The following is a 21,218-nucleotide window of genomic DNA, read 5'->3' on the forward strand; positions in this document are numbered from 1 at the left end:
TATCCGGCCAAGGCGCTCCCTGAGGCCCAGCACTAAGCTGGGACCATGACTTCCCCTGCACCGACAGTCCTCGTTTTCCTGGACCCCGCCGTCGAAAACGGCCGCATTGCTGATTCGAGCCAGCCGCAACTCATGGCAACGGACCTCGGTGCCACCCGTGGTGATGGTGTGTTCGAATCGCTGCTGGCCGTCCAAGGCAGGCCCCGCAAGGTACAGGCGCACCTGAATCGGCTGGTAAGTTCTGCTGCTGCCCTGGACTTGGAATTACCTGGGCAGGACGCGTGGCGCAAAGCCATTTCCACCGCCATCAATGAATTCCGCCAGGTCCATCCGGTCCCTACCCCGGAGGAAGACGAAGTCGTGGTCAAGCTGCTCGTGACCCGCGGCGTCGAGGGTGCCTCGAGCCCCACCTGCTGGGTGCAGGCTTCACCCTCCCCTGCAGGTAGTCGCCGGCAACGCGAGACGGGTATCGACGTCGTACTTTTGGACCGTGGCTTTGATACGGAAGCCGGCGAGCGCGCACCGTGGCTGTTGCTTGGGGCCAAGACCCTGTCCTATGCCGTGAACATGGCGGCGCTTCGGTACGCGCACAAACAGGGCGCGGACGACGCGATTTTCACGTCCACTGACGGCCGCGTTTTGGAAGGCCCCACCTCCACGGTCCTTTTGGCGCACTTGGAGACAGTGGACGACGGCGAAGGTTCAGCCAGGACGGTTCGGCGCCTGATCACTCCCCAGCTGGACAGCGGCATCCTCCCGGGAACCTCGCAAGGGGCGCTCTTTGCAGCGGCCAAGGCGGCTGGCTGGGAACTCGGTTATGGTCCGTTGGAACCGCAGGACCTGTTCGACGCCGATGCCGTCTGGCTCATTTCGAGCATCCGGCTGATCGCGCCCGTGAACCACATCAACGGCAAAGAGGTGGGCGCTCCCGATGTGCGGAAGCAACTCACCGCCGAACTGAATGAGTTGTTTGCCGGGATCGAGTAAACCCCGACCTCAAACCAGGTCAGGACGCCGCGCGCTATTTCTTGCTGGCCCGCACAGGGTGCTCGCTGAGAATGGACAGCCGATTGAACGCGTTGATTCCGATCGCCGCCATGCAGATAACGCTGATCTGCTCGTCCGTGTAGTGCTGCCGCGCTCGCTCGAACAACTCGGGGCTGGGCCGGGACGAGCTCATACGGGTGATCTGCTCGGCGATTTCCATCGCCACCACTTCCGCTGCTTCGAATAATGGCACCTCCTTGTAGACAGCAACCAGGGAGAGCCGCTGTTCCGTCTCACCAAGTTTCAAGGCACGGCGGTGATGGAGGTCCAAACAGAAAGCGCACCCGTTGATCTGGGAGGAGAGGTAGTTGATGAGTTCCAGGGTCAGGCGTGGGAGGCCCTGCCGGTCGGCTTCCTCAACGAGCTGCTGGGAATAGTGGCTGAGCGTGGCGTAGAGGTCCGGCTGCTGCTTGTCCAAATATCCGGCGAGCCGGGGTTTTCCTTCTTGTTCGGGCATGGTTGGAGCCTAGCGCAACGCCGCCGAACCCAGCGGGACGTAAGAAAACGACGCTTGGGCAGGCTCCGATTACGCAACATGACGGTTGCTTCAGGCCCTCCGAGTGCGCCGGTGTCCTCGCGGATGTTACGTTTTTCCAGAGTAATGAGCACCAGCGCCAAGCCCTGACTTGCTGGTCGGCAACCCTCTCTCCGGCGGGGTGCCTCAGGTGACTACTCGGCGTATCGACAATTCGAACTGCAAGCGTGATCGAGGAGAAGCACCATGCCTGAACCCACCGAAGAAAAACTTGCCTACCGGCTGGTGACCGGCCCGGACACCCGTGAATTCTGTGAACGGATTTCCGCCGCGTTGGCCGAGGGATACGTGCTCCACGGAAGCCCGGCTGCCACGTTCAACGGGGAAAGCGTCATCGTCGCCCAAGCCGTGGTGCTCCCCGCCGCCATCGCGACTGCGGACGCCGCCGTCGCCAATGCCGTGGACCAGTTGGAGAACTACGAAGACGAAGAAGCGTTCGAGGGCCACGCATGAGCTACGCAGGTGACCTGACTCCTGAAGACGCGTGGGCCAAGCTCCAAGAAGGCGCCATACTGGTGGACGTCCGCACCGAGGGCGAGTGGGCACACATCGGGATCCCGGACACCAAAGCCACGGAAAACGATCCCCTCTTCATCCAGTGGAACTTCGCTGGCGGCATCCCGAATCCGGGCTTCCTCGAAGAACTCCAGCAGCAAGCGCCCGAGGGCGACGGCGTGGAACTGGTCTTCCTTTGCCGCAGCGGACATCGCTCCGTCTCCGCGGCCATCGCCGCTACGCAGGCCGGCTTCACTGCCTACAACGTCCTTGAAGGCTTCGAAGGCGTGCCGGACCGCTACGGCGAGCGGACCGTCAACGGCTGGAAAAACCGTGGGCTGCCGACGAATTTGGGGAACGACTAAGTGACTTTTAATCCCGATACCGCCAACTTGAGCCCGGACACCCAGGCAGTGCGCGGCGGACTCGACCGTACCAACTTCCAAGAGACCTCCGAGGCCCTTTTCCTGAACTCGGGCTTCGTCTACGAGTCAGCTGCCGCTGCCGAACGCGCCTTTACCGGCGAGGATCAACGCTTCGTCTACTCACGCTACGGAAACCCGTCCGTGGCCACGTTCCAAGAGCGGCTCCGTGTGCTTGAAGGCACCGAAGCATGCTTTGCGACGGCGTCGGGTATGTCCGCTGTCTTCACCGCCTTGGGTGCCTTGCTGGCCGCCGGCGACCGCGTGGTTGCTGCCCGCTCACTCTTCGGCTCGTGCTTCGTGATCCTCAACGAGATCCTGCCCCGTTGGGGCGTGGAGACGGTGTTCGTCGACGGTCCAGACCTGGACCAGTGGAAGGCTGCCCTCTCCGAACCCACCACCGCGGTCTTCTTCGAATCGCCGTCGAACCCCATGCAGGAGATTGTCGACATCGCCGCCGTCAGCGAGCTGGCGCACGCCGCAGGCGCGACGGTCGTCGTCGACAATGTCTTTGCTACTCCCCTGCTCCAACGCTGTGGAGAGCTGGGTGCGGACGTGATCGTCTACTCGGGGACCAAGCACATAGACGGCCAGGGCCGCGTCATGGGCGGGGCGATCCTCGGCAGCACGGAGTTCATCGACGGGCCCGTCAAGCAGCTCATGCGCCACACCGGCCCCTCGCTGTCCTCGTTCAACGCGTGGGTACTGACGAAGGGCCTTGAAACCATGGGCCTTCGGGTCAACCACAGCTCGGCGTCCGCGTTGAAGATTGCCGAGTGGTTGGAGGAGCAGCCCGCAATCAGCTGGGTCAAGTACCCGCTGCTGAAGTCCCACCCACAGTACGAGCTTGCCGCGCAGCAGATGAAGGCCGGCGGTACTGTGCTGACGTTTGAGCTGTCCCCATCGGCCGGCCGGTCAGCGAAAGAAGCAGCCTTTGCGCTCTTGGACGGGCTGAGCATCATCGACATTTCCAATAACTTGGGCGATTCCAAGTCGCTGATAACTCATCCAGCTACCACCACCCACCGGGCCATGGGGCCTGAGGGCCGGGCCGCGATCGGGCTCTCGGATGGCGTGGTCCGGTTGTCAGTAGGGCTCGAAGACGTCGGCGACCTCATCCTCGATTTGGAAAAGGCCCTCAAACAGGTCTGACGGACCTCGGTTTAGCTGGATCATCACCGGACGGCTTGGAACCGAAGCCCCACATCCCGGGATTCGCTGCCTTGCACGTCGGGATGATCCAGCAAAAAATCGCGGGCTGTTTCCACATACACAAAGCTCGCAGGGACACCAGCAACCCGGTCGTGGCTAGCTGGCTGTATGGAGGCGTACGAGTTCTTGGTTTCGGTCGGCGGAGTAGCCAGAGTTGGCCTACTCCGCAAGCATGGCTTTACCCCTGCCATGGTGCGGAGAATACCGCACGCCTACCAGCCCAGACAGGGCATTTGGGCACTGCCATCCGCCGATCGCGAGTACCTGGCCGCCCTGGTCAACAACGGATACCTGACGTGCGCCTCCGCGGCCGTCCGTTACGGGCTGTGGCTGAGGGCCCAGCCGGTACAGATGCATCTGGCAACGCGACATCACAGGGGTCATGGATTCGTTCGGCATTCCGGTCTGCGGGTGGGCTCAGAAGCGAACGTGCCTGTGGCGTCCCTGGAAGACACGGTGGTGCACGCGTTAACCTGCCTCCCTGATGGTGATGCCATAGCCGTCGCCCAATCGGCTATGCGATTGCGCGGAATCCCACGGGAAGTCCTTGCAGGTGAGCTGCGGGCCAACTACTTTGGGTCCGCACGGAAACTACTCCGAATGGCTGACGGATTGTCCGAGTCCGTTCCGGAAATCAGCGCACGGTTGCTCTTCGAGGCGGAGGGACTATCCTTCCAACGCCAGGTTCAGATCCCTGGTGTGGGCCGTGTTGACATCCTGATCGACGGATGGCTGATCGTCGAGGTCAATGGCTTTCAGTTTCACAGCTCCAGGTCAGCCTGGCGGAAGGACATGGGCAGGCTGAATGCTGCGCAGGCCCGGGGGTTTCTTGTGCTGAGCTTCGCACCTGAGCAGTTGTGGAACTCTCCCCAAGACGTCATGACCCAGGTTCGCGGGGTTCTGGAGCGGGGCAGGCCACAATGGCGGGCCTGACCTGCGTCGGTTTTGCCGGATCACCGCCGAACGGCACGGACCGAGTCCGGTCACCACGGGATTCGAGACCCTGCACGTTGGGATGATCCAGCAAAACCGTCCAGCTCAGTCCTGGAAGTACTCGATCTTGGCACCGATTGTGTTCAAACGCTCCGCCAAGTCCTCGTACCCGCGCTCGATCACGTAGATGTTGCGCAACTCGGACGTGCCACGGGCCGCCAGCATTGCCAGCAACAAGCACGCTGCAGGCCGCAGCGCCGGCGGGCATCCGATTTCGGCGGCACGCCACTTGGTGGGTCCATTGACGTAAATCCGGTGCGGATCCAGCAGCTGCACCTGGGCGCCGAGCTTGTTGAGCTCCGTGAGGTATATGGCCCTGTTCTCGTAGACCCAGTCATGGATCATGGTCTGCCCCTCGGCGTTACCGGCGATGACAGCGAAGAACGGGAGGTTGTCGATGTTCAGCCCGGGGAAAGGCATGGGATGGATCTTGTCCTGCAAGGCATGGAGCTCGGACGGCTTGGTGGTCACGTCCACCAAGCGGGTCCGGCCATTGCGCGCCATGTATTCACCGGAGACCTCAAGCTTCTGACCCATCTGTTCGAGGGTGGCAAGCTCAATCTCCATGAACTCGATGGGCACCCTGCGAATAGTGACCTCTGAGTTGGTGACGATTCCCGCGGTGATGAGGCTCATTGCCTCGATGGGGTCTTCCGAGGGGTAGTACTCGATATCCACGTCGATCGCGGACCGCCCGGTGATCTTCAAGGTGGTGGTGCCCACCCCCTTGATGTCTATGCCGAGGCCTTGGAGGTAGAAGCAGAGATCCTGGACCATGTAGTTGGGGCTGGCGTTGCGGATCACCGTGACGCCCTCGCGGTGCGCGGCGGCCATGATGGCATTCTCAGTGACTGTGTCACCACGCTCAGTGAGCACGAACGAGCGGTGAAGATCATCAGCAGGAGGAGCAGCGATTGAGTAGAACCCTGACTTTGCCTCCACCGTGAGCCCGAATTCGCGCAATGCCTGCATGTGGGGTTCCACCGTCCGGGTACCCAGATCACATCCACCGGCATAGGGCAGTTGGTATTCGCTGCTCTCATCCAGCAAGGGGCCAAGTAGCATGATGACGCTCCGGGTGCGACGGGCCGCATCCACATCCATGGATCCCAGGTCCAGCATCTCAGGCCTGCGGATGCGCAGGTCGCTTCCATTGAGCCACGTGCATTCAACACCTATGGACGTCAGGACTTCGACGATCCGGTTGACTTCCTCAATCCGTGCCAGGCGGCGCAGGGTTGTGGTGCCGCGGTTGATCAAGCTGGCACACAACAACGCGACGCCGGCATTCTTGCTGCTGTTGACATCGACTTCGCCGGAGAGAGTGCGGCCACCTTCCACGCGAAGATGGGTCATCTGCGGGCGGCCCACTTTGACGATCGAGCGCCCGAAGATCGCTTCGAGCCGCTCGATCATCCGGAGACTAAGGTTTTGCTTGCCTTGTTCCATCCGGGCTATCGCGCTCTGGCTGGTTCCAAGCTCGGCGGCCAGCTGCCCTTGGGTCCAGCCTTTTTCGCTGCGGGCATTGCGGAGCAGGAGGCCCACGTGTTCAGCGGTAGGTTGAGTCATATCCAAGAAATATCACAGATGAGCTAGAACTACCCAGCAATTCGCCATTTGAGCGTCAAACGTCACACCGTGCCCGATCCATGCGATATCGCCGATATACCGTGGGTTACCGCCACACAAACGTCCAGGTGCCGGCGCCCACTGCAGCAACTACCGTTGCCGATGCAATGATCAGCCCCCCGAGCACCACCCAAACGTCGAGCAGCGAGTACGATGATTCGCGGGCCCACGTCCTCTTGCCGCCGCCAAAACCACGCGCTTCCATAGTCACCGCCAGCCGCGAGGCCCTCCGCACAGCCTGGACCAGCAATCCGAAGCTCTGACCCAGGGTCGCCTTCAGCCGCTGCAATGGGTTGCCGTGCGACCCGACCCCGCGGGCCCGGCGCGCCATGCCAATGGTCTGCCACTCCTCGGCCATCAGTCCCACGAGCCGCATGGCCGCCAGGGACCCAAGGACAAACCGGTGCGGCAGTCGAGCCTTTTGGGCCAGGGCGTCCGCCAAATCGGTGGGGTCCGTGCAGGTCATCAAGAGGATAGCCGGAAGGGCTATCGCCAGCCCGCGCAGCATGAAACCAAGCCCAAGCTCAAGGGAACCCTCGCTGATTGACCAGATTCCGACGTCGAGCAGTACAGCGCCGCGGTCCGCTGCCACGATCGCTGTACTCCAGCCGCCGATGGCTGCCGCTATGACGAGCGGCCAGGCACGATGCCACAACAACCGAAGGGTGAGGCCAGCCAGGGGGAAGAGTGCGAGCTCGGCCACGATGGCCGTCGATGCCGAAACCCAGTCGATGGACAGGGCCAACACCATCGAGACCAGGAACACGGCCACGAACTTGGCCAGTGGATTTGCCCGGGTCAGCACGGCGTGACTGCCCTGCATAGTCAAGGCTTCCCTCATGCTGCACCGGCTTCCTGGCGGCTTTCCCGGTCCTGCGGCACTGGGCCCAACCGCAATTCGGTACCACCTAGGACGGAGCTGAATTCCTGGTCGTGGGTGACCGAGACCACGGCCGTTCCGGCGTCGAGCAGTTCTGACAGGAAGGAGGCAAGCTCCGCCCAGGTGTTCGCATCCTGGCCGAAAGTGGGTTCGTCGAGCACCAGGACCTTGGGGTGCGCGGCCAACACCGTGGCCACGGACAGCCGGCGCTTCTCCCCGCCGGAGAGAGTGTACGGGTTGGCGTCAACGAGGTGGGTGAGCCTTAGCCGCTCAAGCAATTCGTCCACGCGTTCCTGTCCGTGCCCCAGGTGCTTCGGTCCAAACATGAGCTCGTCCAACACCTTCCCCGTGACGAACTGGTGCTCAGGTTCCTGGAACACCGTTCCGATGCGGGAGATCAGCTGCTCGGCCTTCCACCTGAACGGATCAAATCCCGCTCCCTGGGAAAGCTCGACGGCGGCACTCACCTTGCCGCGCACCGGCGCCAGAAGGCCGGCCAATGTGAGGGCGAACGTGGACTTCCCGGCCCCGTTCGGACCCATGATCGTCAGGGCTTGTCCGGACCTGACCTGCGCAGTGATTCCAGACTGCACAGGGACGGGCGGGATGCTCTTGAAGCCACGGCGGCGGGGCTTTTCGCGGGAAACAGCCAGGTCCTGTGCCGCTAGGAGGAGTTCTGCTGCCGCCGGCTCAGAGTGACCCGGCTCCGAGTGTCCGCTGCGCCGCGCCCGGGCAGGGGGCACGTATCCCGGTACCCACACGCCGGCGGCCATGAGCATGGAGCGCTGTTCGGACAACACTTTGCCGGGGGAACCGTCCGCGAGGACTCCGGGAGCAGCTGACTTCCCGGGTGCGGCTGAAGTCCCGCTGGAGCCCGGTTGAAGCACCACCACCCGGTCTACGAGGTCTTTCCACACGGACACCCGGTGCTCTACCACCACCAAGGTTGCGCCGGTCTTATCAAGGCAGCGGCGGACGGCGTCGCGCACTTCCAAGACCCCTTCGGGATCGAGGTTGGCGGTCGGTTCGTCCAAGAGAATCAGGCCGGGCCGCATGGCCAGGATGCCTGCGAGGGCAAGGCGTTGCTTCTGCCCGCCGGACAGCGCCGCCGTCGGGTGATCAAGGGCCAAACCCGCACCAGCCGCGGTGCGCAAGCCGACGTCGTCGAGTGCTTCATGAACGCGGGCCCATATCTCCTCCCGGGGCACGCAGAGGTTCTCCGCGCCAAAGGCGACATCGTCACCCACACGGGAGAGGACAACCTGCGTTTCGGGGTCCTGCTGCATCAAGCCTGCCCGGCCCCGCTGGGCGCGGGGCGCAACGCCGTCGATCAGCAGCGAACCCGTCTCATCCGAGTCGTCTTCCTCATCACCCAAGACCCCGGCTAGGGCATGCAAAAGCGTGGACTTGCCCGCGCCTGAGGGACCCAGCAACAGCACGCGCTCCCCCGGTTCGATCCGGAGGTCAAGGCCTTGAATGGCCGGCTGGGGCCGCCCGGCATGCCGCCAACCCCAGCCCTCGGCCAGGATGGCGGCAGGCCGCGCGTCGTAGGTGGAACCCATCAGTTGAAGACGGGCTCCGAAGCCGCTTTGCGCGACGCGAACGAGCTCAGCACGCCCGTCGTCGCAAGGCCACGGGTGGCGAGCCACGACAGTGCGCCGGCAATGATCGCGCCGGAAACGGTGGTGAAGATGATGTACGTCAGCTTGTCGAGTGCTTCGTAGGCGATGTTCCAACCCCACGGCAGGAAGCAGTCGTTGAGGCCGCAGAACAAGCCCGCGCCCGCTCCGGCGAGGAGCGCCGTCGGCAGGTTGAACTTCTTGTAGCGGAAGGCCGCGAAGATGAGCTCGGCGCCGAGGCCTTGGAGTACGCCGGAGATCAGCACGGTGGTGCCGTACTGGGAGCCCATGATGAGCTCGCTGGCTGCTGCCACGGTTTCGCAGAACAGCGCCGCGCCCGGTTTACGGATGATGAGTGCTCCCAAGACCGCCGGGATCATCCAACCGCCGGCGATGATGCCGGTCAGTGGAGGATACGTTGCGTCCAGCGGGATGGAGATGATTGCGGCGCCCTGGTCCCAAGCCCAGAAGATCACGCCGCCGGCGATGGCGATAAGGGCCGCCACCACGATGTCTACTACGCGCCAGTTGTAACTGGTCTTTTTCACGTTTACCGTGGTCATTTTTTCTGCCTCCTGAGGTTTACAGGAGGGGAAAGCACCTGGGTCCCAGCGGCCTGCGCCGCCCTGATCCGGACACTTTGAGAAGCTCGACTCCCTTGCGCCGGTACTAACCGGATCAGGTTCGAGGGTCTGCGGCTGTCCGCACTCTCAGCGCCCTCGCGTCACCTGCATCGCTGCAGGTTACGACGGCGGCGCTCCCCTGTCGTTTTGAATCTGCCCTTGTGGGCTGGTTCAGTTTACACCTGCGTTGCGGGGCCCGCTCTCCATGATTACGACGACGTTTGCCCTGCGCAGCGGGCCTCGCAACGAGACCTGAGAGAATGACTCAATGACCAACGTTCCGCGGCACACGATTCCGACCGAAAATGGTGCCCCGGCAAAACCGCGCCTCGCCGCGAGCGTCATCTTGCTCCGCGACGCACCAGGTGGCTTGGAAGTCTTTGTCCAGCACCGGGTCAGCACCATGGATTTCGCCGCCGGCATGGTGGTCTTCCCAGGTGGGCGTGTTGACGCGGCGGACCACCACGGGTGGAACTACCCAGCGGACTTGTTGGCGAGCCATGCCGCGGACTGGCACTTGAGCTCCATCAGCGAAGACCCCGCACTGGAACACAAGATGGCCGGCACCATCCTGGCAGCAGCCATCCGTGAGGTCCAGGAGGAGTCCGGACTAACCCTGGAAGCCGCGAATCTCCGGCCATGGGCCAACTGGATCACACCCACAGACATGCCCAAGCGATTCGACACTTTCTTCTACGTCGCAAAGCCGGCCGCGGGAGCTGACCCGCGGCACCAAACAACGGAGGCGTGGCAGTCCTTGTGGATGCCGGTACAACAGATCCTGGAAGCCGAGGCAGCACACAGCCTCAAGCTCATGCCGCCCACGTTCTTCCTGCTCAAGGAAATCGCCGGTTTCGGCTCGGTGGAGGCTGTGTGGTCAGCAGAGCACGACGTCATTCCAGTCCTCGCCGGGCCCGGTTCCCTTGCCGCGTTCCTCAAGGCCCACGCCGGGCCCTAAGGGACACGACGGGAAGCCGCAACGAACGGTGCCGCTCCTGCCGTTGCCATTAGGCTGGGGGCATGAACCTCTTATTCAAGCTAGTGGGTGCCGGAGTCAGCCTCGGAGCCGGCTTCGTCGGAACCAAACTCGTCAACAAAGGATGGGAAAAGGCCACGGGAAACAAGCCGCCCACAGGCAATGACGACATGGAGACCAGCCTTCGTTCAGCCCTGACGTTCGCGCTGATTTCAGCATTCGTGAGCACGCTCATCCAGGTTCTCGCAAGCAGGGGCACCCAGCACGCTATCGCCCGGTTCGCCAAGACCCAGGACATCGTCTAGGCATCGGGAGCGGCGCGCTGGATTTCCGCGGCCCGCTGGACCACTGACTCCAGCTCGTCCTTGGTCAGCAACTCCCGGTGACCGTGCTTTGTCCGGTACGCCGAGCGGCCCACCATATGGGCTGAGACCGGCACGGTCAGCAGCTGGAAGATCCACGCGACCAACAGCACAGGCCACACCCACCACGTCCTCATCTGCAACCCGATCGCGGCCAGCATCAGGAACAGGCCCAAAACCTGGGGCTTGGTGGCGGCGTGCATGCGGCTCATGAGGTCAGGGAATCGCAGCAGCCCAATGGCGGCGCCCAAGGACATGAGGGCGCCGACCACCAGCAATACAGCGGTCACGCCGTCGATCACGGCGTCCACACCGGTGGCGTCAGGAGTCATTGCTGCGGTCCCTTCGTTCGGCCACGAAACGGGCAACGGTTACTGACCCGACGAAACCGATGATGGCCAAACCCACCAGGAGCATCAGGTTGTTCAGGTGTCGGTTAACGGCCATGTCCACCGCCAGCGCGGCACCCAGGATGGCCAGCAACACGTCAGAGGCCAGGACCCTGTCCAGCAAGGACGGGCCGATGGCGATCCTGATGATGGCCCCGGCAGCAGCCAGTCCCAAAATCACCGCCGTGGCAACGAGCACGATGTCCTTCATGCCTTCAGCCCTCCCGTTCTTGCAGCCCGTTCCACGTCCAGCGCATCCACTTCCTCCCGGGTGCCCATGATCCGGATCAAACCCGCCTCGATGTTTTGCACATCACGACGGGTCTTCGCAATGTCGTCTTCGTTGTAGATGCTCAGGGCGTGCAAGTACAGCGTGGACGTCGACCGGTCCACGTCCACCACCAGCGAGCCGGGGATCAGCGAGATGACGTGGCCGGTGGCCGTCACCATGAGGTCAGAATGGCTCCGCAACGGAACAGCGACGACGGCGCTGCGCACCTTGGGCCCTTTGGCGACGGCCAGGTACAGCACCAAGAAGCTCGCCGCCGCCACTTTGGCCAGGAAAACGACGGCGAAGGCCCCGGCCCTCACCACGTTGAACCTCCCGCTCAGCTCCACTTGCGGTAGGTAGAAGAGCTTGGCGACCACAATGGCGATGACGGCGCCGAACAACAAATTGCCGGGGCTGAAGTCCCGCCAAAGTGCCCCCCAAACGATCACCAACCAGATGAGCAGGGGCAGTTCCTTGCGGAACGCGATGGGATTCCGACTCATTTGGCACCTGCCGTCCGGGGCAGGGGGACCCGCAGCGGCGGAACCTGGACTGAATCGCCCAGGACGGAGTGGATGTAGGCTGTACGGTCCAGCATGATCCGGGCGGATCCGTCCGCAACCTTGAAGAGTGGTCCGGCGAACAGGGTCAATGCGACTCCAACGACTACCAGGGCCACCGTGGATCCGACCATGGTTCGTGGAAGGACTCCGATGTTACCTGGGGTTTTGAGGACCTCGGCGGGGTATTCGGCGTCCTCCGGTCTCCGCCAGAAAGCCCTGTTCCACACTCGGGCTATGGCAAGCAAGGTCAACAGGCTGGTGACCACCCCGCCCACCACCAGGGCGATTGCGAGCGGGGTTCCAAGTTCGACGCCGGCCTGCATCAGGCCGAGTTTGCCGAGGAAGCCCGAGAACGGCGGAATGCCGGCCAAGTTCATTGCAGGAACGAAGAAGAGCAACGCGAGCAGTGGTGAAAGTTTGGCCAGGCCACCCAAACGGTCGATGGATGAGCTGCCCCCGCGACGCTCTATCAGCCCCGTCACCAGGAAGAGGCTGGTCTGCACCGTGATGTGGTGGGCCACATAAAAGACAGCGGCACCCAGCCCAGCCACCGAACTCATCGCCAAGCCAAACACCATGTAACCGATGTGGCTGACCAGCGTGAAGGAGAGGAGTCGTTTGATGTCGCTCTGCGCTAAGGCGCCAAGGATTCCCACCAGCATGGTCAGCAGCGCCACCACCATCAACGGAACATTGAGGGTGTCGCCGGGAAAAAGCAATGTCTCAGTGCGGACCATGGCGTAAACGCCCACTTTGGTCAGCAAGCCGGCAAAGACTGCCGTCACGGGGGCAGGCGCTGTGGGATACGAGTCCGGAAGCCAGAAGGACAACGGGAAGACGGCTGCTTTGATGCCGAACGCCACCAGCAGCATCACGTGCAACAGGTTCTGCGTTCCCTGGTCCAGCGCCGCCAACTTAATGGCCAGGTCCGCGAGCGTCACGGTTCCCGTGGCCCCATAGATCATGGCAATGGCAATAAGGAACAGCACCGATGACACCACGGAAACCACCACATACGTGACACCCGCACGGATGCGTGGGCCGGTACCGCCGAGCGTCATCAGGACATAACTGGCCGTCAGTAGGATTTCGAAGCCGACGTAGAGGTTGAAGAGGTCGCCGGTGAGGAACGCGTTGGACACTCCAGCTACGAGGATCAGGTAGGTGGGGTGGAAGATCGAGACAGGCGCCTCTTCGTCGCCGTCGGCCATGCCTTGTCCCGTGGCGTAAACCAGGACAGCCAGGCTGACCACGCTGGAGACCACCAGCATCAGCGAGGAGAACTGGTCCACCACCAAGACCACGCCCCAAGGGGGAAACCAGCCGCCGAGGGTCACTGACGTTGTGCCGCCATTCCACACCGAGGCCAGCAGAACACATTCAAGCAGCAGCGTGGCGCTGAGGACGCTGATGCTGACGGCCCGTTGGGCTGTGTGGTGCCGGATGAGCATAAACGTCAGTGCCGCACCGAGGATGGGCAGGAGGACAGCGAGCGGTGACAGGGTGGCCAGGTTCACGCGTTGCCTCCTTCCTGGGTGGTGGATGAATTGGGGGTTTCCGTGGCGTCCGGTTTGTTCCGGTTTTCCGCACTGGGGGGAATCAGGGCGAACTCGGTAGTTTCCGGCGGGACCACCGCGTCATCCTCGGCGTCGAAACTCGGCGTCTTGGCCACGCGGCGGTCCTCGAGGTCGTCTTGGATCTCGTCCTGCCGGGCCAAGAGCCAGGTCCGGTAAATGATGCCCAGCATGAAAGCGGTCACGGCGAAAGAGATGACGATCGAGGTCAGGATCAACGCCTGCGGCAAGGGGTCGTTATAGGCATCGGGTTTGGTTTCCCGGCTGTACAACGGCGCCAAGCCCGCGTATCCGCCCGTACTGAGGATGAGGATGTTGGTGGCGTTGGCCAGCAACATCAACCCCAGCAATACCCGGGTGAGGCTGCGCTCAAGGATCAAGTAGATCCCGCAGGCGTAGAGGACGCCCATGATGATCAGCAGGGTCAGGTTGATGCTCATGCGTGGCCCTTCCCGGTGGCCGCGATTTCGGCGGCTTCGGCAGCTTCGGCGGAATCGGCGGCGTCGTTCTCGGCGAGCGGTGCATCCGCTCCTTCAAAGTGCTCGTCGATTTCAGCACCAAGGCTTCGGAGGACGTCCAGTGCCAGGCCCACCACCACGATGTAGACGCCGATATCGAACACGGTGGAGCTGACGAACTTGATGTCGCCAAAAACGGGCAGCCAAAACTCGATTATGGCGCTTTGGAACACCTGTCCGCCAAGGAACAACGGCACCAGACCGGACGCTGCCGCCGTCGCAAGTCCCGTTCCCAAAAGGGTTCCGGCACTGACCGTGGCGGCCTCGCTCAACTCGAAGCGCCCGCCCGCCAAGTAGCGGATAGTGAGGGCCAACCCGGCTGTCAGGCCCCCGGCGAAACCGCCGCCCGGGAGGTTATGGCCTGCCAGGAGCAAGTAGATGGAGAAGACGATCATCGAATGGAAGATGAGGCGGGTCACTACTTCGAAGATGATCGATCGCCGTTCAGGTGCCAAGGTCCTCCCCGCCACAAGCCACGCGTCACGGCTGACATCGCTGAATTTCCGCGCCACCGCCAGCGTTGCGCTGGCGCGGGTACCACGGTCGACGCCGGTCCGGCGCCCCACGCTGCCTTCCGGAACCGTCTCGGAGGTCTTAATCCGCTCGCCCCGGCTTCGGACGAAAATCAGGCTTGCAACGCCAGTCGCGGCAATGGCCAGTACGGAGATCTCCCCGAAAGTGTCCCAAGCCCGGATGTCCACGAGCGTCACATTGACCACGTTTAGGCCGCCACCGCCTTTGTACGCCAGTTGCGGGAAGTCCAGTGAAACGGGCGTCGCCACGCGCGCACCCATGGCGTAAATGGCCACGAAAATCATGGTGATCCCAAACGCAGCGCCAATGATCACTCGAATCACCCGCAGCCGGCCTCCGGTCCTGTCCCGTAGCCCCGCAGGGAGGCTTCGCATGGCCAGGACGAAAGCCACGAGCACGATGGTCTCCACGAGCATCTGGGTCAGCGCCAAGTCCGGCGCTCCCTGGAAGGCAAACATGAGTGCTATGCCGTAACCGGTGACGGACACCATGAGGACCGCGAGGAAGCGCTTGTTGGCCCGGACCGCTGCCAAAGCACCCACCACGATTCCAATGCCCACCACAATTTGGAGCGGCGAGTTGGGGTCCACCAGGTAGATGTTTCCGGGCAACGGCTTGTTGGCCATGATCAGCGCAGTCAGCGGGACCGCGAAGGCAACGGTCAGGATGACGGCCAGGTAGAAGTACAGCGATCCGCGTTGGGTGCGGCCCGTCACCCAGACTGCGACGTCGTCCAAAGCACCAATGGTGTTTTGGTAGGCGCGGTCGCCGTCGATCCACGGGGGAATCCTGCCCTGCACACGGTCAACCATGCGGCGGCCGTAGAACATCGCGGCGCCGAGGGCAAAGGTGACTGCGGTGAGGCCCAACGCGGGGGTAAAGCCGTGCCACAAAGCCAAGTGCCCGGCGTCGGCTGTCTCCTGGCCTTGGGCGTGGCCCTGGGCAAACGTCGCAGCGTAGGGCTGGATCCACGAATCTAGCGGATCCGGCCACAAACCGTAGAGGACCGTCAGGAGGCTGAGGACGGCGGGGGCCGCCAGGAATGCTGGTTTGATGGGTTTGAACGGTGTGGGCTCCACGCCGGGCTTGGTGGCGAACGCGCCCCACATGAAGCGTGCGCTGTAGGCAAAAGTGAGGATCGAGCCCACCACGAGCCCCACCAAAATCAAGAGGCTCCATGCCGGTGCCTCATGGCCGTTGGCGTAGTGGACGAAGACTTCGAACACAGATTCCTTGGCCACAAAACCGGCCAGCGGTGGAACACCGGCCATGGACGCAGCAGCAATTGCGGCCACCACGCCCAAGGCCCGGGAAGACCTGAAAACGCCCGACAGTTTGCGCAGGTCCCGTGTTCCGGACTGGTGGTCGATGATGCCCACCACCAGGAACAGGGTTGCTTTGAAGAGTCCATGGGCCAACAGGAGCGCTAAACCTGCGAGCGCGGCGTCTGGCTGGCCCAGTCCCACAACCATGGTCAGGAAGCCGAGTTGGCTCACCGTTCCGTAAGCAAGGATCAGTTTGATGTCGGTTTGGCGCAGGGCCCGGTACCCACCCACGAGCATCGTTGCCAGGCCCAGGCCAAGGACCAGCGGCAGCCAGCAGGGGGATTCCGAAAAACCGGGTGCCAGCCGCGCCACGATATAAATGCCGGCCTTCACCATGGCAGCAGCATGCAGGTAGGCGCTCACCGGAGTGGGCGCGGCCATGGCTCCCGGCAACCAGAAGTGGAAGGGAATGAGTGCCGACTTGGTCACGGCTCCGGCCAGGACAAGCACGACGGCGGCCGTCAGCGCGCCTTGCATGGGGCCGTTGAGTAGTTCTCCGGCACGGTCAAGGATCGCCGAGATCCGGTACGTCCCGGCAGCTTGGCCCATGATGACGAGCCCCACCAGCATCGCAAGTCCGCCGGCGGTTGTAACTATGAGGGCTTGAAGGGCCGAACGCCGTGCCGCAAGCCGGGTGCGGGCGTATCCGATGAGGAGGTAGGACAGGACAGTTGTGAGCTCCCAAAAAATGAAGAGCATCAAAAGGTCATCAGAGGTCACCAAGCCGAACATGGCACCGGCGAAAGCCAACAGCTGAGCGCCGAACCCGCCCAGATCGGGGTCTTCGTTCTTGAAATACCGGGCGCAGTAAACCAGCACCAACGAACCGACGCCCAAGATCAGAAGGGACATCACCCACGCCAAGGGGTCCATCCTGAAGGCCAACTCGACGTGGAGGCTGGGTATCCACGGAAGCAGCTCTTCTATGCCACCGCCGGAATATACGGCTTGGTACTGAAGGATGAGCCACAGGAAAGCTGCTGCCGGGACAGCGGCAAGCACGTAGAAAGCGTTCCGGCCGAGTTGCCTGAAGATCAAGGGCGCCACAGTTGCCGCTACAAAGGTGATGGCGAGAACTGTGATCACTGTTTTCTCCGCAAAGTCAGGAAGGCATTATCAAAAGTTGGAGCACGCGGGTATTCGTTGGGTTCAGTGTCCCTAGTTTACCAAGGCACTCCGACCGCATTACCGCTTCCCGCTGACCGCTTCGCGGCTCCGCCCCCTGCCTGAAGCCGGACCACTCCCTATAGCATTCATGCTATGAACGCGGCCGTAGTTCCCGAAGCCTCCCGTCCCTCCTCGGAGCTCGCCTCCGGCACTGCGGTTCCCACAAAGGGGCAGATCCTCGCGTGGGCAACATGGGACTGGGGATCGGCTGCCTTCAACGCGGTGATGACCACCTTCGTCTTCACGGTCTACCTCACGTCCAATGCCTTCGGCGGCCAGGATACGGCGTCGGCAGCCCTGGGCACTGCGCTGGCCGTCGGTGGCTTGGCCATCGCTTTGCTGGCCCCGGTGACGGGACAACGCTCCGACGCCGGAGGGCGGCGAAAACTGTGGCTGGGCGTCAATACTGCCGCCACGGCACTGCTCACGGCCCTCTGCTTCTTCGTCTTCCCCCAGCCGGGTTTCCTGTTGCTGGGCGTTTGCTTGATTGCATTGGCCAACGTCTTTTTTGAGTTTGCCGGCGTGAACTACAACGCCATGCTGGCCCAGGTCTCTACGCCCAAGAACATTGGCAAAGTGAGCGGCTTCGGCTGGGGAATGGGGTACCTCGGTGGGATCGTGGCCTTGTTGTTGGTGCTGCAACTCTTCGTCCAACCCTCCTTCGAGTGGTTCGGCGCATCAACCCAGGACTCACTGAACATCCGGCTCGTCGCGATCTTCTCAGCACTGTGGTTCTTCATTTTCGCGCTTCCTGTGATGCTCGCCGTTCCCGAGCTATCCGTAAAGAAGGAAGGCCCATCCCTTGGTTTCATAGCGTCCTACGGACTCTTGATACGGCGGGTCCGTGCGATGTACCGAACCAGCCCACACACCATCTACTTCCTGCTCTCGAGCGCCATCTTCAGGGACGGGCTGGCCGCGGTCTTCACCTTCGGCGGTGTCATCGCGGCAGGCACCTTCGGTTTTCAGCTCAAGCAAGTCATCTTCTTTGCCATCTTCGGAAATATCGTCGCTGCCGTCGGCGCCATGATCGGCGGGTTCATGGATGACAAAGTAGGGCCCAAGACCGTGATCGTGGGCTCATTGATTGGCCTGCTCACTGCGGGGACCGCCATCTTGGTGCTCGGCAACGGCCACTACGTGTTCTTCGGCTCAGATTGGCCCGGAAGCAACACCTTCTGGGTCTTCGGCCTGCTGCTCTGCCTGTTCGTGGGACCGGCCCAGTCATCGTCCCGGGCCTACCTCGCCCGGCTGGCACCAGCAGGTGAATCGGGCGAGTTGTTCGGCCTCTACGCCACCACCGGACGTGCCGTGAGCTTCCTCGCTCCCCTGCTCTTCACGCTCTGCATCACCATCGCAGCACCCCTGGTGGCCGAGGGCCAAGCCCAACGCTGGGGCATACTCGGCATCATGGTGGTCCTCCTGGCAGGGTTGCTGGTAATCCTTCCAGTGAAGCCACCTGCCGCTGTGGAAATAGCGGTGGTCCCCGAACGTTAACTAGATAGGAACGGTCGACGGCGGACGCCGCACCAGCGCCGTTTCAACAAGGTTAGGGTGGAGCTATGAACGTGGAAGAGACTGAACTGCCGGGCCTGGGGATCCGCAAGGACTTCGTCACGGCATCAGGGCGCCGCATCGGCGTGGTGGAACTTCGCGAAGGCGAAACCCAACTATTCGTCTCCACTTGGGACGATCCAGACACGTGCCAAGCATCCATTCCCCTGACGGCCGATGAGGCAGCGGCCTTGGGCAATCTCTTGGGCGGCCAGCACATAGCCATGCGGCTCGCCGAGGCCCACCGGGAAGTGCCGGGGATCGTGACGCGGCAATTCTCCATAACTCCCGATTCCCCATTCGCGGACCAAGCAATGGGCAAGGCCCAGATTCGTACCCGGAGCGGAGTCTCGATCGTGGCGATCATGCGCGAAGGCGAAGTTGTTCCGTCGCCGGCGCCCGACGTCGTACTTCACACCGGTGACCTGCTCGTGGCAGTGGGCACCCAGGAAGGCCTCGATTCGGCAGCCGGCATCCTCCGCAACGGCTGAGCGGGATGGATCCGCTCGCGCTTGCCCTCGTTGAACTGGGCGCCGTGGTTTTCTGCCTCGGCCTCCTGGCCAGACTCGCGGGACGGATCGGGATGTCGCCCATTCCGTTGTATTTGGTAGGTGGTCTGGCTTTTGGAGCCGGGGGCCTGGTCAAGCTGGATGGAATGCACGAATTCGCCCACCTTTCGGGCGAGATCGGGGTCATCCTGCTGTTGCTCATGCTTGGACTGGAATATACGGCCTCCGAGCTGGTGACCGGACTACGGCGTTCCTGGCAGGCCGGCGTGGTGGACTTCGTGCTCAACTTCCTCCCCGGGGCCGGCATTGCCGTGTTCCTCGGCTGGGGACTGGTAGGCGCCATTGTGATGGGCGGCGTCACCTATATCTCGTCCTCCGGCATAGCAGCGAAGGTCATCACGGACTTGGGACGGATCGGTAACCGCGAAACACCAGTAGTGCTGTCGATCCTCGTCTTTGAAGACCTCGCGATGGCCATCTACCTTCCGATCCTCACGGCCATGCTCGCCGGCGTCGGATTCCTGGGCGGTCTCCAGACCGTGGGGATCGCACTTGCCGTCGTCACCTTGGTGCTCTTTATCGCGCTGAAGCAGGGGCACCGGGTCTCCCAAGCGGTGCACAGCGAGAACTCGGAAGTCTTCCTACTCAACCTGCTGGGCCTGGCGTTGCTGGTGGCCGGAATAGCTTCCGCCCTCCAAGTTTCCGCAGCCGTGGGCGCCTTCATGCTGGGCATCGCTATCTCCGGTGCAACGGCACACAACGCCACCCGGATCCTTGAACCGCTGCGCGACCTTTTTGCCGCGATTTTCTTCGTGGCGTTCGGGCTCAACACCGATCCGAGTTCGATTCCACCAGTGCTTGGCTGGGCGCTGGTGCTGGCGGTGTTGACCACAGCGACCAAGATGATCACGGGTTTCTGGGCGGCGAAGCGCGCAGGTATCGCTGTGCCGGGCCGGTTCCGTGCCGGCGCAGCGTTGATAGCGCGCGGTGAATTCTCGATCGTCATCGCAGGTTTGGCGGTGACCTCCGGGGTGGTGCCGCACGACCTTGCCGCGCTTGCCACGGCCTATGTATTGATCATGGCCATCATGGGCCCGCTGGCCGCGCGCTTCGTCGAACCCGTGGTCAAGGCCCTTCGCAGGTCCCCGAAGGCGCCACCCCGGACGCAGGAGCGCCCAGCGTCCTAGGCTGCTCCCTGCTTCCCCTCGCCGAGGGGCGACATCTCGGCTGAAAGATCCCACCAAAGCGCCGAGAGCTAACCCCTCGGCACCCACCCGCCACGTAGGAGAGCCTCCCGGACGCGGCGGACAACCCCGTCGTATCCGCGGTCCCGAACCTGCGCGGCCGTGATAACCACGGAGATCCACCCGTTCGCCGCCAGCAGGGCCTCACGCCGAATATCGGATTCCTTCTGCGTCGCGGTGAGGTGATGGCCGCCGTCGTAATTAACCGCAACTTTGAAGTTCGGGAAAGCCAGATCCGGCCACGCAACTTCCCGCCCAAAGGCGGTGCAGACGACGTATCTCAATACCGGCTCGGGCAGGAAGTCGCGGCCAATAGCCAGGCGTAGTTTGGTCTCCGGAACGGAATCGGCACCAACCCTCGCCAGATCCAGGGCAGCCCGAGCCTTCCGAATGCCACGCATGCCGGTGTTCCGCTTCACCTGTTCCCGCAGGTCTTCCAGCGTGCAGAGGGCGGTCCTGTTATGGCCGAAGCTCCTCCGCTGGCTGCAGATAAAGTGGTCGGCCGCTGCGACCAGGTCCTCAAAGGGCAGGATCGCGGCAAGGTCCAGCCACGTTCGGGCGGGAGTAGTCACCGGAATCGTGTCCACACAGGCGATGTCCTGATCCGCCAGCACCATCCTGTGTCCGCGAACTCCCCTGCGTTGGGGGCGGAAGCTGCCGTCCGCCCGCGTGAGGTGCACTAGAAAGTCCTGCTGCTGCTCCCACGGCAGCGGGCATCCCCAGGTCACGTCCCGTGGAGTGGTGTAAATCTCGGGTTCTGAGCGTCGCTTCGTTGAC

Annotated in this window: 22 protein-coding genes and 2 riboswitches; of the genes, 10 read left to right on the plus strand and 12 right to left on the minus strand. The window is 62.8% G+C overall.

Annotated features, from left to right (window positions below):
• Positions 1-45 precede the first annotated feature (45 nt).
• Complete coding sequence (locus QRN04_RS17855; protein WP_284977365.1) at positions 46-987, plus strand: aminodeoxychorismate lyase; 942 nt, start codon at positions 46-48, stop codon at positions 985-987.
• A gap of 34 nt (positions 988-1,021) precedes the next feature.
• On the opposite strand, the gene QRN04_RS17860 is transcribed toward QRN04_RS17855, so the two are convergent.
• Positions 1,022-1,504, minus strand: coding sequence for a carboxymuconolactone decarboxylase family protein (locus QRN04_RS17860; RefSeq protein ID WP_284977366.1), 483 nt, complete (start codon positions 1,502-1,504; stop codon positions 1,022-1,024).
• A 140-nt stretch (positions 1,505-1,644) separates the two neighbouring features.
• Positions 1,645-1,756: riboswitch (SAM riboswitch) on the plus strand.
• Between the two features lie 12 nt (positions 1,757-1,768).
• Here QRN04_RS17860 and QRN04_RS17865 point away from each other — a divergent pair.
• From QRN04_RS17865 to QRN04_RS17880, 4 genes are all read left to right on the plus strand, one after another.
• Positions 1,769-2,035 (plus strand): DUF1737 domain-containing protein, encoded by a 267-nt coding sequence (locus QRN04_RS17865; protein WP_284977367.1) that lies wholly within the window; start codon positions 1,769-1,771, stop codon positions 2,033-2,035.
• Positions 2,032-2,442, plus strand: coding sequence for a rhodanese-like domain-containing protein (locus tag QRN04_RS17870; RefSeq protein ID WP_284977368.1), 411 nt, complete (start codon positions 2,032-2,034; stop codon positions 2,440-2,442). Before QRN04_RS17865 ends, QRN04_RS17870 begins: the two co-directional genes overlap by 4 nt.
• The gene (locus QRN04_RS17875) at positions 2,443-3,651 is read left to right on the plus strand and encodes an O-succinylhomoserine sulfhydrylase (RefSeq protein WP_284977369.1); all 1,209 of its coding nucleotides are present in this window, start codon (positions 2,443-2,445) and stop codon (positions 3,649-3,651) included.
• A gap of 168 nt (positions 3,652-3,819) precedes the next feature.
• Positions 3,820-4,644 carry a DUF559 domain-containing protein gene (locus QRN04_RS17880; RefSeq protein ID WP_284977370.1) on the plus strand — a complete coding sequence of 275 codons (825 nt, stop codon included), beginning with the start codon at positions 3,820-3,822 and terminating at the stop codon, positions 4,642-4,644.
• A 105-nt stretch (positions 4,645-4,749) separates the two neighbouring features.
• On the opposite strand, the gene QRN04_RS17885 is transcribed toward QRN04_RS17880, so the two are convergent.
• The 4 genes from QRN04_RS17885 to QRN04_RS17900 form a co-directional block, all read right to left on the minus strand.
• Positions 4,750-6,273, minus strand: coding sequence for a UDP-N-acetylglucosamine 1-carboxyvinyltransferase (locus QRN04_RS17885; protein ID WP_284977371.1), 1,524 nt, complete (start codon positions 6,271-6,273; stop codon positions 4,750-4,752).
• 106 nt (positions 6,274-6,379) lie between these two features.
• Positions 6,380-7,174, minus strand: a complete 795-nt coding sequence (locus tag QRN04_RS17890) for an energy-coupling factor transporter transmembrane component T family protein (protein WP_284977372.1) — start codon at positions 7,172-7,174, stop codon at positions 6,380-6,382.
• On the minus strand, positions 7,171-8,775 hold the full coding sequence (locus QRN04_RS17895; protein ID WP_284977373.1) for an ABC transporter ATP-binding protein: 1,605 nt from the start codon (positions 8,773-8,775) through the stop codon (positions 7,171-7,173). The genes QRN04_RS17890 and QRN04_RS17895 overlap by 4 nt, the downstream gene beginning before the upstream one ends.
• Complete coding sequence (locus tag QRN04_RS17900) at positions 8,775-9,395, minus strand: ECF transporter S component (RefSeq protein WP_284977374.1); 621 nt, start codon at positions 9,393-9,395, stop codon at positions 8,775-8,777. Before QRN04_RS17900 ends, QRN04_RS17895 begins: the two co-directional genes overlap by 1 nt.
• 74 nt (positions 9,396-9,469) lie before the next feature.
• Positions 9,470-9,606, minus strand: a riboswitch (TPP riboswitch).
• Between the two features lie 117 nt (positions 9,607-9,723).
• On the opposite strand from QRN04_RS17900, the gene QRN04_RS17905 reads away from it, so the two are divergent.
• Positions 9,724-10,413: an NUDIX hydrolase gene (locus tag QRN04_RS17905; protein WP_284977375.1), complete on the plus strand. Its 690-nt coding sequence runs from the start codon at positions 9,724-9,726 to the stop codon at positions 10,411-10,413.
• Between the two features lie 62 nt (positions 10,414-10,475).
• Positions 10,476-10,736 carry a DUF4235 domain-containing protein gene (locus QRN04_RS17910; RefSeq protein ID WP_284977376.1) on the plus strand — a complete coding sequence of 87 codons (261 nt, stop codon included), beginning with the start codon at positions 10,476-10,478 and terminating at the stop codon, positions 10,734-10,736.
• Here QRN04_RS17910 and mnhG read toward each other — a convergent pair.
• The 6 genes from mnhG to QRN04_RS17940 are packed head-to-tail and all read right to left on the minus strand — an operon-like array spanning position 10,733 to position 17,053.
• Positions 10,733-11,125, minus strand: coding sequence for a monovalent cation/H(+) antiporter subunit G (gene mnhG / locus QRN04_RS17915; protein ID WP_284977377.1), 393 nt, complete (start codon positions 11,123-11,125; stop codon positions 10,733-10,735). The two genes, QRN04_RS17910 and mnhG, sit on opposite strands and share 4 nt — an antisense overlap.
• On the minus strand, positions 11,115-11,393 hold the full coding sequence (locus QRN04_RS17920) for an MrpF/PhaF family protein (RefSeq protein WP_284977378.1): 279 nt from the start codon (positions 11,391-11,393) through the stop codon (positions 11,115-11,117). The genes mnhG and QRN04_RS17920 overlap by 11 nt, the downstream gene beginning before the upstream one ends.
• The gene (locus QRN04_RS17925) at positions 11,390-11,956 is read right to left on the minus strand and encodes a Na+/H+ antiporter subunit E (protein ID WP_284977379.1); all 567 of its coding nucleotides are present in this window, start codon (positions 11,954-11,956) and stop codon (positions 11,390-11,392) included. The genes QRN04_RS17920 and QRN04_RS17925 overlap by 4 nt, the downstream gene beginning before the upstream one ends.
• Positions 11,953-13,533 (minus strand): Na+/H+ antiporter subunit D, encoded by a 1,581-nt coding sequence (locus tag QRN04_RS17930; RefSeq protein ID WP_284977380.1) that lies wholly within the window; start codon positions 13,531-13,533, stop codon positions 11,953-11,955. Before QRN04_RS17930 ends, QRN04_RS17925 begins: the two co-directional genes overlap by 4 nt.
• Positions 13,530-14,030, minus strand: a complete 501-nt coding sequence (locus tag QRN04_RS17935; RefSeq protein WP_284977381.1) for a Na(+)/H(+) antiporter subunit C — start codon at positions 14,028-14,030, stop codon at positions 13,530-13,532. The genes QRN04_RS17930 and QRN04_RS17935 overlap by 4 nt, the downstream gene beginning before the upstream one ends.
• Positions 14,027-17,053, minus strand: a complete 3,027-nt coding sequence (locus tag QRN04_RS17940) for a Na+/H+ antiporter subunit A (RefSeq protein ID WP_284977382.1) — start codon at positions 17,051-17,053, stop codon at positions 14,027-14,029. Before QRN04_RS17940 ends, QRN04_RS17935 begins: the two co-directional genes overlap by 4 nt.
• Before the next feature lie 174 nt (positions 17,054-17,227).
• On the opposite strand from QRN04_RS17940, the gene QRN04_RS17945 reads away from it, so the two are divergent.
• The 3 genes from QRN04_RS17945 (at position 17,228) to QRN04_RS17955 (ending at position 20,384) form a co-directional block, all read left to right on the plus strand.
• Positions 17,228-18,631: an MFS transporter gene (locus tag QRN04_RS17945; protein ID WP_284977383.1), complete on the plus strand. Its 1,404-nt coding sequence runs from the start codon at positions 17,228-17,230 to the stop codon at positions 18,629-18,631.
• Positions 18,632-18,696: 65 nt separating this feature from the next.
• The gene (locus tag QRN04_RS17950; RefSeq protein ID WP_284977384.1) at positions 18,697-19,179 is read left to right on the plus strand and encodes a cation:proton antiporter regulatory subunit; all 483 of its coding nucleotides are present in this window, start codon (positions 18,697-18,699) and stop codon (positions 19,177-19,179) included.
• Between the two features lie 5 nt (positions 19,180-19,184).
• A complete protein-coding gene (locus QRN04_RS17955) occupies positions 19,185-20,384 on the plus strand; it encodes a cation:proton antiporter (RefSeq protein WP_284977385.1) in 1,200 nt (399 codons plus the stop codon).
• A gap of 68 nt (positions 20,385-20,452) precedes the next feature.
• Here the strand turns inward: QRN04_RS17955 and QRN04_RS17960 are convergent.
• Positions 20,453-21,218, minus strand: a 766-nt coding sequence (locus QRN04_RS17960; RefSeq protein ID WP_284977386.1) for an endonuclease domain-containing protein, incomplete at its 5' end; no start/stop codon positions are given.

The organism is Arthrobacter sp. efr-133-TYG-104, from assembly GCF_030208915.1.
Classification (GTDB): Bacteria; Actinomycetota; Actinomycetes; order Actinomycetales; family Micrococcaceae; genus Arthrobacter.

Coding starts and splice junctions, on each gene's coding strand:
- QRN04_RS17855 (WP_284977365.1), top strand. CDS start 46: ATGACTTCCCCTGCACCGACAGTCCTCGTTTTCCTGGACCCCGCCGTC.
- QRN04_RS17860 (WP_284977366.1), bottom strand. CDS start 1,504: ATGCCCGAACAAGAAGGAAAACCCCGGCTCGCCGGATATTTGGACAAG.
- QRN04_RS17865 (WP_284977367.1), top strand. CDS start 1,769: ATGCCTGAACCCACCGAAGAAAAACTTGCCTACCGGCTGGTGACCGGC.
- QRN04_RS17870 (WP_284977368.1), top strand. CDS start 2,032: ATGAGCTACGCAGGTGACCTGACTCCTGAAGACGCGTGGGCCAAGCTC.
- QRN04_RS17880 (WP_284977370.1), top strand. CDS start 3,820: ATGGAGGCGTACGAGTTCTTGGTTTCGGTCGGCGGAGTAGCCAGAGTT.
- QRN04_RS17885 (WP_284977371.1), bottom strand. CDS start 6,273: ATGACTCAACCTACCGCTGAACACGTGGGCCTCCTGCTCCGCAATGCC.
- QRN04_RS17890 (WP_284977372.1), bottom strand. CDS start 7,174: ATGAGGGAAGCCTTGACTATGCAGGGCAGTCACGCCGTGCTGACCCGG.
- QRN04_RS17895 (WP_284977373.1), bottom strand. CDS start 8,775: ATGGGTTCCACCTACGACGCGCGGCCTGCCGCCATCCTGGCCGAGGGC.
- QRN04_RS17900 (WP_284977374.1), bottom strand. CDS start 9,395: ATGACCACGGTAAACGTGAAAAAGACCAGTTACAACTGGCGCGTAGTA.
- QRN04_RS17905 (WP_284977375.1), top strand. CDS start 9,724: ATGACCAACGTTCCGCGGCACACGATTCCGACCGAAAATGGTGCCCCG.
- QRN04_RS17910 (WP_284977376.1), top strand. CDS start 10,476: ATGAACCTCTTATTCAAGCTAGTGGGTGCCGGAGTCAGCCTCGGAGCC.
- mnhG (WP_284977377.1), bottom strand. CDS start 11,125: ATGACTCCTGACGCCACCGGTGTGGACGCCGTGATCGACGGCGTGACC.
- QRN04_RS17920 (WP_284977378.1), bottom strand. CDS start 11,393: ATGAAGGACATCGTGCTCGTTGCCACGGCGGTGATTTTGGGACTGGCT.
- QRN04_RS17925 (WP_284977379.1), bottom strand. CDS start 11,956: ATGAGTCGGAATCCCATCGCGTTCCGCAAGGAACTGCCCCTGCTCATC.
- QRN04_RS17935 (WP_284977381.1), bottom strand. CDS start 14,030: ATGAGCATCAACCTGACCCTGCTGATCATCATGGGCGTCCTCTACGCC.
- QRN04_RS17945 (WP_284977383.1), top strand. CDS start 17,228: ATGAACGCGGCCGTAGTTCCCGAAGCCTCCCGTCCCTCCTCGGAGCTC.
- QRN04_RS17950 (WP_284977384.1), top strand. CDS start 18,697: ATGAACGTGGAAGAGACTGAACTGCCGGGCCTGGGGATCCGCAAGGAC.
- QRN04_RS17955 (WP_284977385.1), top strand. CDS start 19,185: ATGGATCCGCTCGCGCTTGCCCTCGTTGAACTGGGCGCCGTGGTTTTC.